Annotated in this window: 11 protein-coding genes; all 11 read right to left on the minus strand. The window is 59.6% G+C overall.

All coding sequences use genetic code 11. The features are described from left to right. Positions 1-92 precede the first annotated feature (92 nt). Entirely contained in the window at positions 93-1,595 is a 1,503-nt protein-coding gene (lysS, locus tag JQ845_RS02080) for a lysine--tRNA ligase (protein ID WP_003440329.1), read from the minus strand. Positions 1,596-1,711: 116 nt separating this feature from the next. After that, a protein-coding gene (prfB, locus tag JQ845_RS02085; RefSeq protein ID WP_100917176.1) for a peptide chain release factor 2 occupies positions 1,712-2,807 on the minus strand; the annotation gives its coding sequence in 2 pieces (ribosomal slippage) (positions 1,712-2,734 and positions 2,736-2,807; 1,095 coding nt in all). Between the two features lie 200 nt (positions 2,808-3,007). Further along, a complete protein-coding gene (locus JQ845_RS02090) occupies positions 3,008-4,009 on the minus strand; it encodes a response regulator (RefSeq protein WP_203008081.1) in 1,002 nt (333 codons plus the stop codon). Positions 4,010-4,061: 52 nt separating this feature from the next. Then, positions 4,062-5,072: a chemotaxis response regulator protein-glutamate methylesterase gene (gene cheB / locus JQ845_RS02095; protein WP_160628344.1), complete on the minus strand. Its 1,011-nt coding sequence runs from the start codon at positions 5,070-5,072 to the stop codon at positions 4,062-4,064. Continuing rightward, on the minus strand, positions 5,069-7,357 hold the full coding sequence (locus JQ845_RS02100; protein ID WP_003440319.1) for a hybrid sensor histidine kinase/response regulator: 2,289 nt from the start codon (positions 7,355-7,357) through the stop codon (positions 5,069-5,071). Before JQ845_RS02100 ends, cheB begins: the two co-directional genes overlap by 4 nt. Beyond that, positions 7,354-8,040, minus strand: a complete 687-nt coding sequence (locus JQ845_RS02105; protein WP_003440318.1) for a chemotaxis protein CheW — start codon at positions 8,038-8,040, stop codon at positions 7,354-7,356. The genes JQ845_RS02100 and JQ845_RS02105 overlap by 4 nt, the downstream gene beginning before the upstream one ends. Further along, positions 8,037-9,323, minus strand: a complete 1,287-nt coding sequence (locus tag JQ845_RS02110) for a CheR family methyltransferase (protein WP_203008083.1) — start codon at positions 9,321-9,323, stop codon at positions 8,037-8,039. Before JQ845_RS02110 ends, JQ845_RS02105 begins: the two co-directional genes overlap by 4 nt. Further along, positions 9,320-9,835 (minus strand): chemotaxis protein CheW, encoded by a 516-nt coding sequence (locus JQ845_RS02115; protein ID WP_003440313.1) that lies wholly within the window; start codon positions 9,833-9,835, stop codon positions 9,320-9,322. Before JQ845_RS02115 ends, JQ845_RS02110 begins: the two co-directional genes overlap by 4 nt. Then, a complete protein-coding gene (locus JQ845_RS02120) occupies positions 9,835-11,457 on the minus strand; it encodes a methyl-accepting chemotaxis protein (protein ID WP_202210990.1) in 1,623 nt (540 codons plus the stop codon). The genes JQ845_RS02115 and JQ845_RS02120 overlap by 1 nt, the downstream gene beginning before the upstream one ends. Before the next feature lie 177 nt (positions 11,458-11,634). Beyond that, positions 11,635-12,354 (minus strand): tellurite resistance TerB family protein, encoded by a 720-nt coding sequence (locus JQ845_RS02125; protein ID WP_010655980.1) that lies wholly within the window; start codon positions 12,352-12,354, stop codon positions 11,635-11,637. Positions 12,355-12,390: 36 nt separating this feature from the next. Further along, positions 12,391-13,497, minus strand: coding sequence for an NADH:flavin oxidoreductase/NADH oxidase (locus JQ845_RS02130; RefSeq protein WP_003440303.1), 1,107 nt, complete (start codon positions 13,495-13,497; stop codon positions 12,391-12,393). Between the last annotated feature and the right edge of the window lie 11 nt (positions 13,498-13,508).

The raw sequence follows: 13,508 nt of genomic DNA on the forward strand, positions 1-13,508 counted from the left end.
CATCGCTGGCAAGCCAGCTCCCAGAATCGGCGCATCACCGGGTGTCAGGCAATAAAAAGCCGCCTCAGTCGGCGGCTTTTTATTTTCTAGCTTTACGCCTGTGGCCGCATGTGCGGGAACAGGATGACATCGCGAATCGACGGTGAGTTGGTCAACAGCATCACCAGACGGTCAATGCCGATACCTTCACCGGCAGTCGGCGGCATGCCGTATTCCAGTGCGCGTACGAAGTCGGCGTCGTAGTGCATGGCTTCGTCATCGCCCGCGTCCTTGTCAGCTACCTGGGCCATGAAGCGCTCGGCCTGGTCTTCTGCATCGTTGAGCTCGGAGTAAGCGTTGGCGATTTCACGGCCACCGATAAACAGTTCAAAACGGTCAGTCACGTTCGGGTTGTCGTCGTTACGACGGGCCAGCGGCGACACTTCGAACGGGTACTGGGTAATGAAGTGCGGCTGTTCCAGCTTGTGCTCGACCAGCTCTTCGAAAATCATTACCTGCAGCTTGCCCAGACCTTCAAAGCCCAGCACCTTGGCCCCGGCTTTCTTGGCAATGGCGCGAGCCTTGTCGATGTCGTTCAGGTCATCGGCGGTCAGCTCGGGGTTGTACTTGAGAATCGAGTCGAACACCGACAGACGCACGAACGGCTCGCCGAAGTGGAACACCTTGTCGCCGTACGGCACGTCGGTAGTCCCGAGAACCAGCTGAGCCAGTTCACGGAACAGCTCTTCGGTCAGGTCCATGTTGTCTTCGTAATCGGCGTAAGCCTGGTAGAACTCCAGCATGGTGAATTCTGGGTTGTGACGAGTCGAGACACCTTCGTTACGGAAGTTGCGGTTGATCTCGAACACTTTTTCAAAACCGCCAACCACCAGACGCTTGAGGAACAGTTCAGGCGCGATGCGCAGGAACATGTCCATGTCCAGAGCGTTGTGATGGGTCTCGAACGGCTTGGCCGCTGCACCACCCGGGATGGTTTGCAGCATCGGCGTTTCCACTTCAAGGAAGTCGCGCTGCATCAGGAAGCTGCGAATGTGCGCAATCACCTGGGAACGCACACGGAAGGTGTGGCGCACTTCTTCGTTGACGATCAGGTCAACGTAACGCTGGCGGTAGCGCTGCTCAGTGTCGGTCAGACCGTGGTGCTTGTCCGGCAGCGGGCGCAGGGATTTGGTCAGCAGGCGCACATTGGTCATTTCAACGTACAGGTCGCCTTTGCCGGAACGGGCCAGGGTGCCTTCGGCGGCAATGATGTCGCCCAGGTCCCAGGTCTTCACGGCGGCCAGGGTTTCTTCCGGCAGGGTCTTGCGGTTGACGTAGACCTGGATGCGCCCGGTCATGTCCTGGATCACCATGAACGAGCCACGGTTAAGCATGATGCGACCGGCAACCTTGACCGGAATACCGGCTTCAGCCAGCTCTTCCTTGGTCTTGTCGGCGTACTTCTTCTGCAGATCGGCGCAGTAGTTGTCGCGACGGAAGTCATTCGGGAAGGCATTGCCCTTGGCGCGCTCGGCTGCAAGTTTTTCCTTGCGCAGGGCGATCAGGGTATTTTCTTCCTGTTGCAGGTCTTGCGGGTCGAGTTGTTGGTCGCTCATGTCTTAAAAAATTCCATCACAGGTTCGTTGCCCCCGCCTTGCGACAGGGGGAAGCGGGCTTTGGCGCGCCTTGAAGGCATCGCACCGGCTGCGCACTTTACGTGTTGTTGCGCGACTTACAGCCCTTGTTTCAGGCTGGCAATCAGGTATTCGTCGATATCGCCGTCGAGTACCTTGTCGCAATCGCTGCGCTCGATGTTGGTACGCAAATCCTTGATCCGCGAGGCGTCGAGTACGTACGAGCGGATCTGGTGTCCCCAGCCGATATCCGACTTGGTATCTTCCAGGGCCTGGGAGGCAGCATTACGCTTCTGCACTTCCTGCTCGTAAAGACGCGCCCGCAACATTTTCATCGCGGTGTCTTTGTTCGCATGCTGGGATCGTTCGTTCTGGCAGCACACCACGGTGTTGCTCGGAACGTGGGTAATACGAACGGCCGAGTCGGTGGTGTTTACGTGCTGACCACCGGCACCGGAGGAACGATAGGTATCGATCCGCAGGTCTGACGGGTTGATGTCGATTTCGATGTTGTCGTCGATTTCCGGCGATACGAATACGGCCGAGAACGAGGTATGACGACGGTTGCCCGAATCGTAGGGGCTTTTACGGACCAGACGATGGACGCCAATCTCGGTGCGCAACCAACCAAATGCGTATTCGCCCTTGATGTGTACAGTTGCGCCTTTGATCCCGGCCACTTCACCGGCAGACAGTTCCATGATGGTGGCATCGAAGCCGCGCTTGTCGGCCCAGCGCAAATACATCCGCAACAGGATATTGGCCCAGTCTTGCGCTTCGGTACCGCCAGAGCCTGCCTGAATGTCCAGGTAAGCGTTGTTGGCGTCCATCTCACCACTGAACATGCGGCGGAATTCGAGTTTTTCAAGGGCTTCGCGCAGACGCTCGACTTCTGCGGCAACGTCATCGACAGCGGCCTGATCTTCTTCCTCGGCGGACATCAGCAGCAAGTCTTTGGCATCGGCCAGACCTGTGTGCATCTCATCGAGGGTTTCAACGATCTGCGCCAGCAGGGAGCGCTCGCGCCCCAGCTCCTGGGCGTACGAAGGGTTGTTCCAGACACTCGGATCTTCAAGCTCGCGATTGACTTCGGTCAGACGCTCATGCTTTTGATCGTAGTCAAAGATACCCCCGAATAGTTTCGGAGCGCTCTGACAGGTCCTTGATGCTGTTAAGGATCGGGTTGATTTCCATGGCTGGCGGCACTCGTAGGCGATTTTTACAAAGCCGGGGAGTATACCGGAAACAGCCCGTATCAGCAGCCCGTCTGGCGGGGTTAAGGCTCGATGAATTCAGCTCTGGATCATCTGTAGTCGCTGTCGGGCTGCGACGAGGCCGCGGGGGGCCTCAAGGAAACGGGTTGCTACGCAACCCTTGGCAGCCTGCGGCAGCGGCTACGAGATTCCTACCTGGTTACGACCGTTGTTCTTGGCCAGGTACAGCCCTTTGTCCGCTGCGGAAATCAGCTCACGGCAGGTGCCGCCCTGCTGCGGGATAAGAGTCGCCAGACCAATGCTGATGGTCAGGCTGCTGCCGGGAGCAGGCGATATATGCGGGATTTTTAGCCCCTGCACCGCCTGGCGCAGTTTTTCCGCCACCAGCCGGGCACCGCCCTGGGAGGTGTTGGGCAACACAATGGCAAACTCTTCACCCCCATAGCGGGCCGGCAAGTCGGAAGGACGGCTACTGGCATCGCGAATGGCCGCGGCCACTTTGCGCAATGCTTCGTCGCCATCCAGATGACCGAAGCTATCGTTATAGGACTTGAAATAGTCGACGTCGATCATCAACAAGGACAGCTGGGTCTGCTCACGCAAGGCGCGGCGCCACTCCAGCTCCAGGTATTCATCGAAATGCCGGCGATTGGACAGCCCGGTCAGGCCGTCGGAGTTCATCAGCCGCTGCAATACCAGATTGGTATCCAGCAATTGCTGCTGACTGACCCGCAACGCCCGGTATGCAGCATCACGTTGCAACAACGTCATGTAAGAGCGCGAGTGGTAGCGAATACGGGCCACCAGCTCAATGTTATCGGGCAGTTTCACCAGATAGTCATTGGCCCCGGCCGCGAAGGCCGCACTTTTGATCAACGGGTCTTCTTTGGTGGAAAGCACGATGATCGGGATATTCTGCGTGGCCGGGTGGTTGCGGTATTCGCGCACCAGGGTCAAGCCATCAAGCCCCGGCATGACCAGATCCTGCAGGATCACCGTCGGCTTGATGCGGATCGCCTGGGCAATGGCCTGATGGGGATCGGCACAGAAATGGAAATCTATGTTCTGCTCCAGCGCCAGCCCGCGACGTACGGCTTCGCCGATCATCGCCTGATCGTCTACCAGCAACACCATGGCCGAGTTTTCGTCAGTTTTAACGTCGTCCAACTGCAAGTCACTCATGCGCGTTCACCTGAATTACCACCTTCAAGCCAGTCCAGCGGGGTTTTACCAGTCATTTGGCAAATATCTCCAGCAAGCGTGGCGCAATCATGTCCAAGGGGCGAATTTCAACCGCGGCATCGATGGCGGCTGCCGCTTTGGGCATGCCATACACCGAACTGCTCAGTTGATCCTGGGCGATGGTGAGAAAACCTTGCTGGCGCATGAGTTTGAGCCCCTGAGCCCCGTCACGCCCCATGCCGGTCAACAAAACACCCACCGCATCACCATGCCAGTGCCTGGCAACACTTTCAAAAAATACATCGATCGAGGGTCGATAAATCTCGTTTACCGGCTCGGCGGTATAGGCCAGGGTGCCGTTCTTCAACAACCGGATGTGGTGGTTGGTCCCGGCCAGCAGAGCCGTCCCCGCCTGTGGCGTCTCACCGTGTCGCGCCAGGCGCACGTCCAGACCGCACGAGCTGCTCAACCACTCGGCCATCCCGGCCGCAAAGACTTGATCAACATGCTGGACCAGCACAATGGCCGCCGCAAAGTTCCTCGGCAGCCCCTTGAGCAGGCTTTCGAGGGCGGCCGGGCCGCCTGCCGACGAACCGATAGCCACCAGCCCGCCCCGAACACCCGAGATCCGGGGCTGGGCAGAAACCGGGGTGACGCTTTTTTCACTTTGCCCGATCAACCAGCCAATATTGAGGATCTTGCGCAGCAAGGGCGCGGCCGCTTCCTTGGGGTTACTTCCTCCCAGCACGGGAGTGTCCACTACATCCATCGCGCCAAAGCCCATGGCCTCGAACACGCGATGGACATTCTGCTCACGGTCAACCGTCACTATGACGATGGCGCACGGGGTTTCAGCCATGATCCGCCGCGTAGCCTCGACGCCGTCCATCACCGGCATGATCAGATCCATCAGGATCAGGTCCGGGGTGTTCTCGGCACAGCGTTGCACGGCTTCCAGGCCGTTGGCGGCCACCCAGAGCACTTGATGGGCAGGCTCGTAAGCCAGCGCCCGGCGCAAGGCTTCAACTGCCATGGGCATGTCGTTAACGATGGCAATTTTCATGGTTGAGCTCCTCCAATGAGCTCAACCACTGCATCAAGCAGAGCATCGTCATGGAAACTGGCTTTCGCTAGATAATAGTCGGCCCCGGCATCCAGTCCGCGCCGGCGGTCCTCTTCCCGATCTTTATACGAAACCACCATCACCGGCATTGATTGCAAACGGTTGTCACGTCGTAACAGCGTGACCAGTTCGATGCCATCCATGCGCGGCATGTCGATGTCGGTGATCAATAAATCGAAGTGCTCGGCCCGCAAGGCGTTCCAGCCGTCCATGCCATCAACGGCCACGGCCACTTCGTAGCCCCGGTTGATCAGCAGTTTGCGCTGCAACTCGCGTACCGTCAGCGAGTCATCCACCACCAGAATGCGTTTGCGGGTCAGTTGCGCGGCGTGGCGGTTACGCCGGTCAATTCGCTCCAGACGCCCGGTATTGAGCAGTTTGTCCACGGATCGCAGCATGTCTTCGACATCGACAATCAGTACCGCAGACCCGTCGTCGAGCAAGGCTCCGGCCGAAATATCCTGCACCTTGCCCAGGCGCGGATCGAGGGGCAGAACCACCAGCGTGCGCTCACCGATAAAACGCTCGACGGCCACGCCATACACCACATCACGCTCGCGAATGACCACCACCTTGAGGGTTTCATCCTCGCTCTGGCTTGGAGGGCGCTGCAACAGTTGGCTGGCAGCCACCAGCCCCACGTGCTGCCCTTCGTGCCAGAAATGCTGGCGACCTTCGAGCTGCACGATTTCATCGGGCATCAAGTCGCGCATGCGCTCGATGTGCGCCAGTGGAAAGGCATAGGCTTCGTCGGCCACTTCAACCACCAGACTGCGTACCACGGACAGGGTCAGCGGCACTTCCAGACTGAAACGACTGCCCTGCCCCGAAGTCTGCTCCAGGACGATTGCCCCCCGCAGCAGGCGCACCATGTGTTGCACCGCATCCAGCCCGACGCCGCGTCCGGAGACTTCGGTCACGGTGTCGCGCAGGCTGAAGCCCGGCAGAAAGAGAAAGGCCAGCAGTTCCTCTTCGCTCAGCTGTGCCACGGTGGAAGCCGTCGACAACTGGCGCTCGACGATGGTCTGGCGTAAACGCTCAAGATCAACACCGGCGCCGTCATCGCTCAACTGCAGCGCCAGCAAACCCGCCTGATGGGAGATGCGCAAACGAATCAGGCCTTCGGCAGGTTTGCCGGCCAGCAGCCGCTGTTCCGGCGTTTCAATCCCGTGATCGACGGCATTGCGCAGCAAATGGATGAGCGGCGCTTCGAGTTTTTCCAGTACATCACGGTCGACCTGGGTTTTCTCGCCATCGATTTCTAGGCGGATCTGTTTGCCCAGGGCGCGCCCCAAATCACGGACCATGCGCTCCTGACCGACCAGCACATCGGCAAATGGCCGCATGCGGCACGCCAGCGCGGTGTCGTACAGCGATTGCGCGCGCTGGCCGGCCTGCCAGCCAAATTCGTCGAGTTCGGCAGTCTGTTCACTCAGCAAATGCTGGGACTCAGCCAGTATCCGCCGCGCATCAGTCAAGGCCTCTTGCGCTTCATGGCTCAGATCCAGCACCTTGAGCTGGTCGCGCAGGTTGTCCAATGCTTTCAGACCGCTGTTTTGCATGCGCTTGAGGCGCTGCAACGTCACCAGATAAGGCTTGAGCCGCTGGGTTTCGACCAATGACTTGCTGGACAGATCGAGCAAACTGTTGAGCCGCTCGGCGGTGACCCGCAACACCCGTTCGCCAGTATCAGTACGGCGCCGGGACCGAAGACCAGGCTCCGGAGCGGTGTCAGCCTCCAGCGCCAGCTCAACCACAGGCACGGCCGGCTCCGGGGGCAGCAACAGCTGCGACACGTCGAACGCTGGCGGCGCCACCGAGACATGGCTGTCGCCGCCATCAAGCAAGCGGTTCATCAGCCCGACATAGGCGTCAATGTCGGCCGGGCCGACGTTGGCACTGCCTGGTGTGGCAATACGCATCAACAAGTCAGTGCCCTGCAACAAGGCATCAATATGCTCGGGCTGCAGGTACAGACGGCCTTCCTGGGCACTGACCAGGCAATCCTCCATGACATGGGAAACGCTGACCCCGGCATCCACGCCGACAATTCTCGCAGCCCCCTTGAGGGAGTGGGCCGCGCGCATGCAGGCTTCGAGCTGGTCGGCCTGAGTCGGGTTACGCTCCAGCGCCAACAGGCCGGCATTCAGGACCTGGGTCTGGGCCTCGGCCTCAAGACTGAACAACTCAAGCAACGAGGCGTCACGCATTTGCTCGGGGGTCATGTCAGGCTCCGGGCGATCGCGCCCAGTAATTGCTCTTCGTCCAGCAAGCGCAGGCTGCGGGTTTTCCACAGCAATACGCCACGGGTGTACTTGGCACTGGCCTGCTCGCCCGAGAGTGACGCGCCATTCAAAACAGATTCTTCAATGTTGTGGATGCCATCCACTTCATCCACCGGCAATACCACTGCCCCGCCTTGTGCGGCCAGGATCAGCATGCGCGGCATGATCCGCAGCGATGCCGGCCCCGCCAATGTCGGGTCCAGGCCCAGTAGCTCGACCAGGGACAAACAGGGCACCAGGGCGCCGCGCACATTGGCGACCCCCAACAGCGCACGTGAACGCTGGTGCGGCAGTGAATGGATCGACTGCAGCGGGGCCACTTCATCCAGATAGCGCGTCGCCAGTCCCAGCCATTCATCCCCCAGACGAAAAATCATCAGCGAGCGGGTCGCCACTTTTCGCTCAAGCTCCCGGGGGGAGTATTGGGCCACATGCTCCTGCTCAAACGAGTAGCGGTCCAGCAAGCGGGTGGCCGCAGCCGAATACACCGAGCAGTTACGACAATGGATATGTTCAGCCAGCAGCGCACAGGATTTATCGCCGAAGATGCCGATACGGTTCCAGCAGTCATCAATGTCCTGCGCTTCGGAGTGGATCAAGTTCTGGGCTGTTAAACCGCTCATTGTTTACGCTCACTGTGAACGGATCGCTCATTACGGGCCGCGCGCTCCTGCAAGCGTTGAGCGCCTGTTACATCACCCTGTGAGGCCAGCAAGGCCGCCAGGTGTGCCAGGGCTTCTGCATGCTGGGGCTCCAGGTACAACGCCTTGCGATAAAACCCCTGGGCCTGAGCCGTCTGACCCTGGACGTCACTGAGCAAACCCAGCCAGTAATAGGCCTGGGCCTGCGGGCCATGCAATTGCAGTAATTGCTCGCAGGCAGCACGGGCCTCGCTGCTCTTGCCGGCATTGGCCAGCAGCGCAATTTGTTCAAGCAGGGCCTTGGGCTCAGCAGCCTGCGAGTCCGTTTGGCGCGGTGCCAAGGACTGGGGGCGCGGGGCAAATGGCCGGATGACCGGTGGCGCCGCTGGCGCCGCTGGCGCCGCTGGCGGTTGCGGACGGACCAGCGGCTTGAATTCGGCCAGCACCGGGCGGGCCGCGGGTAATGGCTCGTGGCTATGGCAAAAAGCAAACGACTGCGGCGCACCGATCGAGCGCATGCCCATCCGGCCCAGCAGGCTGCCCTCGGCCGGACCGATAAACAGCACGCCATCGGTACGGGTCAATTGCTTGAGCACATCCAGTGCCTGCTGCTGGGTTTTAAGGTCGAAATAGATCAGCAGGTTGCGACAAAACACAAAATCATAGGGTGGATAACTGGCCAGCAGGGCCGGGTCCAGCAAGTTACCGACGTGAAAACTGACCTGCTCGCAGACCCTGCTCGACAGTTGATAAGCGTCGTCCACAAGGCTGAAATAGCGCTCGCGGAAATCCGTTTGCTGCCCGCGAAATGAGTTTTTTCCGTACCGCGCAGACTGAGCCCGCTGCACCGAAAGCGGGCTGACATCCAGCGCGTCCACCTTGAATTGATACGCGGCAAAACCGGCATCAAACAGCGCCATTGCAATCGAATAGGGCTCTTCACCGGTTGAACAGGGCAGGCTCAAGATACGCAGGGTCCGGCGACTGCCGATTTCGGCCAGGCGCTTTCTGGCCAGGCGCCCCAGGGTGGAAAATGATTCGGGGTAACGGAAGAACCAGGTTTCGGGCACGATCACCGATTCGATCAGGGCTTGCTGTTCATCCTGGGAGCTGATCAAACGCTGCCAGTAATCATCATGGTCAAGCATGTTCAACGCCATGCAGCGCTGACGAACAGCACGTTCGATGATGGCCGGACCTACTGAAGCCACATCCAGACCGATGCATTTCTTCAAAAAATCGAAAAACCGCTGATCGGCGTTCATGGGTACACCTGTGGGCCGGTGTCATCCGGGTGCGCGGCGAAGATCAGCGCAGAAACCGCCGGGCTCAGCAGTTCATCGATACTGATCCATTGCACAAGCCCATGCTGGTCACTGCGCACCGGGCCCAGATACGGCGCATCGCGGTTATCCAGGCCATAGGGCTGAAAGTCCGCGGGGTTGCAGCGCAACGTGTCGCTGGCCTGCTCAAGCATCAAACCCAGTACTTGCCCGCGATAGTTGACCAGCACCAGCCGGGTGCTGGTGCGGGCCACAGCGGCCTGGCCGAACGTCATGGCGCTGATATCGATCACCGGCACCACCTGCCCGCGATGGGTAAACACGCCAGCCACCCATGCCGGGGCATGGGCAATAGGTTTTAGCGGGAGAAGCGGCAGCACTTCGACCACATCGGTGGCCGGCAAGGCATAACGTTCATCGCCGATATGAAACACCAGGAACAGGCGATTGTTCGGCGCTCCCCCACCGCTGGATTTGGCCCGAGGATCGCTCATCAGACTTTAAAACGCGAAACGCCGCTGCGCAGCCCGACGGCAACCTGGCTGAGCTCATCGATCGCAAAGCTGGCCTGACGCAGAGACTCGACGGTCTGGCTGCTGGCATCCCCCAGTTGTACCAGTGCAAGGTTGATCTGCTCCGCGCCTGTGGCCTGGGCCTGCATGCCCTCATTGACCATCAGCACCCGCGGGGCCAACGCTTGAACCTGATGGATGATCTGCGATAGCTGCTCACCCACCTGGGTCACTTCGAACATGCCGCGGCGGACTTCTTCCGAAAATTTGTCCATGCCCATTACGCCCGCCGAGACCGCTGACTGAATCTCGCGCACCATCTGTTCGATATCGTAAGTGGCCACGGCTGTCTGATCGGCCAAGCGGCGGACTTCAGTGGCGACCACGGCGAAGCCACGGCCATACTCACCAGCCTTCTCTGCTTCGATGGCAGCGTTCAGAGACAACAGGTTGGTCTGGTCGGCCACTTTAACGATGGTCACTACCACCTGGTTAATGTTGCCGGCCTTCTCGTTAAGGATCGCCAGTTTGGCGTTGACCAGATCGGCGGCGCCCATGACCTGATGCATGGTTTCTTCCATGCGCGCCAGACCCTGCTGCCCGGAGCCGGCCAGGATCGACGCCTGATCGGCAGCCGAGGTGACTTCGGTCATGGTGCGTACCAGATCACGGGAAGTGGCTGCGATTTCGCGGGAAGTCGCGCCAATTTCCGTGGTGGTGGCCGCAGTTTCAGTCGCGGTGGCTTGTTGCTGCTTGGAGGTCGCGGCAATTTCGGTGACCGAGGTGGTGACCTGTACCGAGGAGCGCTGGGCTTGTGACACCAAAGAGGTCAGCTCGGTCATCATGTCGTTGAAGCCGGTTTCTACCGCGCCGAACTCGTCTTTACGCTCCAGGTTCAGGCGCGAACTCAGGTCACCGGAACGCATCACTTCCAGAATCGAAACAATACGTTTCATGGGCGACATGATCGCTTGTAGCAACAGATAGCCGCAGAGGGCGGCGGCGAGTACGGCAATCAGCAGCGAGACCAGCATGCTGACTTTGGCGGTCATGACTGAATGAGCAATGTTTTCGGTGGCTTCGGAAGCCGAGGAGCGATTGGCGTCAATTACGCTGTTGAGCTGTTTGCGTCCAGCCATCCAGGCCGGCGCCAATTGCTCGGTGACCATGGTATGGGCCTGGGCGAATTGCTTGGCCTGGTACAGCTCAAGCACGTTCGCCAGAATCTGCGCGTATTGCTGATGCAGCCGCTCAAACTCATCGAACGCGGCGCGATCGTTTTTATCGAAAATGGTGCCGCGATAGTTCTCCAGCTCAAGCTTCAGGCGTTCTTCGTAGCTGGCGTACAGTTTGCGGTCTTCATTGTTCAGGTCGCGCTGGTCGGACGAGCCCACCAGTTGCAGGGTCAAGACGTAACTGTCCACCCAGGCACTGCGAATCATCGAGCTGTAATAGACCCCGGGAATCGAGTCGGCCCGGACTGTCTCTTCGCTGCTTTCGATTGAAAGCAGGCGAGAATAAGCCGCAACGACCATCAACAACATGATGGCGATGATTACCGCAAAGCTCGCCAAAATGCGTTGGCGCAACGTCCAGTTCTTCACAGTCAATCCTCGGGGAGCCATTCAAATGATGGGGAGTATAGCCGAGGGTACGCGAGGATTCGTATGGGCGCTGAGACTGATCTCACAGCAATCTGCAAAAATATTTATAAAGCTGCAGGAGCGAGCTTGATCGCGAGCTGTCCGGCATTTGAAAATGCCCGCTCCTGCAGTAAAGGGTTACTCCGCCGCCTGTTTAACCTGGGACTCCAGCTCAGCCTTCAGGCCCGGATCGAGCTTGAGTTGCTTGGCCAGTTCTTGCAGATAGGCCTTTTCCATAAAGCTCTCTTCATCCACCAGCAGCAGGCTGGCGATGTACATTTCGGCAGCGATTTCCGGGGTGCTGGCAGCACTCGCCACTTCAGCCGGGTCCAGTGGCTTGTCAATTTCGGTTTTCAGCCATTGCTGCAGGGCCGGGTCACCGTCCAGCTTGCTGAACTCGCCATCAATCAGCTGGCGCTCACGCTCGTCGATATGACCATCAGCTTTGGCCGCTGCAACCAGCGCCTTGAGAATCGCCTGGCTGTGTTGCTCTACCTGCTGGGGCGCTACCCGGTCGATCGTCTGCGGTTCTGTTTGCGGCGCCGTACCCTGGTTGGCCTGCCAGTTGCCGTAGGCTTTGTAGGCCAGTACCCCCAACGCGGCCAGACCGCCATAGCTCAGGGCCTGCCCGCCATATTTGCGGGCACTCTTGTTGCCCAGCAACATCCCCAGCACACCTGCCGCCAGCGCACCGCCACCGGCACCTGAAAGCAACCCGCCCAACCCGCCGGAGCCTCCCAGCAGGCCGCCCAGTCCACCTTTGTCTGAGCCGGAGGGGGTGCTTTGCCCCGCGGTTTTATTCTGCAACATCTGTTGACCGGACTTGAGCAACTGATCGAGCAATCCACGCGTATTCATTAAACACCTCTCGTAAATGGGTGGCAGGGGAGAAACTCAGTCACGCAGATCCGACTCGTGTATCGGTTGGTCGCGGTGAGTGGCACGCTGGTACTGGGCTGGCCAAATCGCCTTCTGGCCGCCCAGATCATCGTCGGCGTGCAGCGGCCAGTAGGGGTCACGCAATAGCTCGCGGGCCAGCAGGATCAAATCGGCCTGACCGGTACGCAGAATATGTTCTGCCTGAGCCGGCTCGGTAATCATGCCTACAGTGCCGGTGGCGATGCCTGCCTCTTTGCGTACACGCTCGGCAAAACGGGTTTGATACCCCGGCCCGACCGGGATCTCGGCATTGGCGGCGGTGCCCCCCGAAGACACATCCACCAGATCGACCCCCAGCGCTTTGAGGCGCAGCGCCAGCTCCACGGTTTCGTCCGGGTTCCAGCCATCTTCCACCCAGTCGGTCGCCGATACCCGGACAAACAGCGGCAGCTCTTCAGGCCAGATGTCACGTACGGCCTTGGTGACTTGCAGCACCAGGCGAATACGGTTGTCGAAGGAGCCACCGTACTGGTCGCGCCGTTGATTGCTCAGCGGGGACAGGAATTGATGCAGCAGGTAGCCATGGGCAGCGTGAATTTCAACCACCGAGAAACCAGCCACAAGCGCCCGCCTGGCGGCATCGACAAAGGCTTGAATCAGGTCGTTGATCTGGGCTTCGTCGAGCTGGGTCGGGGCAGTGTGCCGCGGGTCAAAGGCTATGGGCGAAGGACCGACCGGCACCCAGCCGCCCTCTTCCACTTTGACGCTGCCCTGCTTGCCCAGCCAGGGACGATAGGTGCTGGCCTTGCGCCCGGCATGGGCCAGCTGAATACCGGCCACGGCACCCTGGGCCCGGATAAAGCGGGTAATGCGCTGCAGGGGCTCGATCTGTTCGTCGTTCCACAAGCCAAGGTCCTGCGCGGTGATACGCCCGTCAGGGGTTACCGCCACAGCTTCAGTAAAAACCAGACCGGCGCCGCCAACAGCACGGCTGCCCAGATGCACCAGATGCCAGTCATTGGCCAGCCCGTCAACGCTGGAGTATTGACACATTGGCGAGACCGCAATGCGGTTGAGAAGGGTCAGTTGACGCAGGGTATAGGGCTCTAGCAGCAGACTCATGGGTCACCTCT

Source organism: Pseudomonas paraversuta, from assembly GCF_904063065.1.
In the GTDB taxonomy this organism is placed as follows: Bacteria; Pseudomonadota; Gammaproteobacteria; order Pseudomonadales; family Pseudomonadaceae; genus Aquipseudomonas; species Aquipseudomonas paraversuta.

What these genes read in the sequence shown, in the direction of transcription:
- lysS (WP_003440329.1), bottom strand. Translation starts at nt 1,595, where the DNA reads ATGAGCGACCAACAACTCGACCCGCAAGACCTGCAACAGGAAGAAAAT.
- JQ845_RS02090 (WP_203008081.1), bottom strand. Translation starts at nt 4,009, where the DNA reads ATGAGTGACTTGCAGTTGGACGACGTTAAAACTGACGAAAACTCGGCC.
- cheB (WP_160628344.1), bottom strand. Translation starts at nt 5,072, where the DNA reads ATGAAAATTGCCATCGTTAACGACATGCCCATGGCAGTTGAAGCCTTG.
- JQ845_RS02100 (WP_003440319.1), bottom strand. Translation starts at nt 7,357, where the DNA reads ATGACCCCCGAGCAAATGCGTGACGCCTCGTTGCTTGAGTTGTTCAGT.
- JQ845_RS02105 (WP_003440318.1), bottom strand. Translation starts at nt 8,040, where the DNA reads ATGAGCGGTTTAACAGCCCAGAACTTGATCCACTCCGAAGCGCAGGAC.
- JQ845_RS02110 (WP_203008083.1), bottom strand. Translation starts at nt 9,323, where the DNA reads ATGAACGCCGATCAGCGGTTTTTCGATTTTTTGAAGAAATGCATCGGT.
- JQ845_RS02115 (WP_003440313.1), bottom strand. Translation starts at nt 9,835, where the DNA reads ATGAGCGATCCTCGGGCCAAATCCAGCGGTGGGGGAGCGCCGAACAAT.
- JQ845_RS02125 (WP_010655980.1), bottom strand. Translation starts at nt 12,354, where the DNA reads ATGAATACGCGTGGATTGCTCGATCAGTTGCTCAAGTCCGGTCAACAG.
- JQ845_RS02130 (WP_003440303.1), bottom strand. Translation starts at nt 13,497, where the DNA reads ATGAGTCTGCTGCTAGAGCCCTATACCCTGCGTCAACTGACCCTTCTC.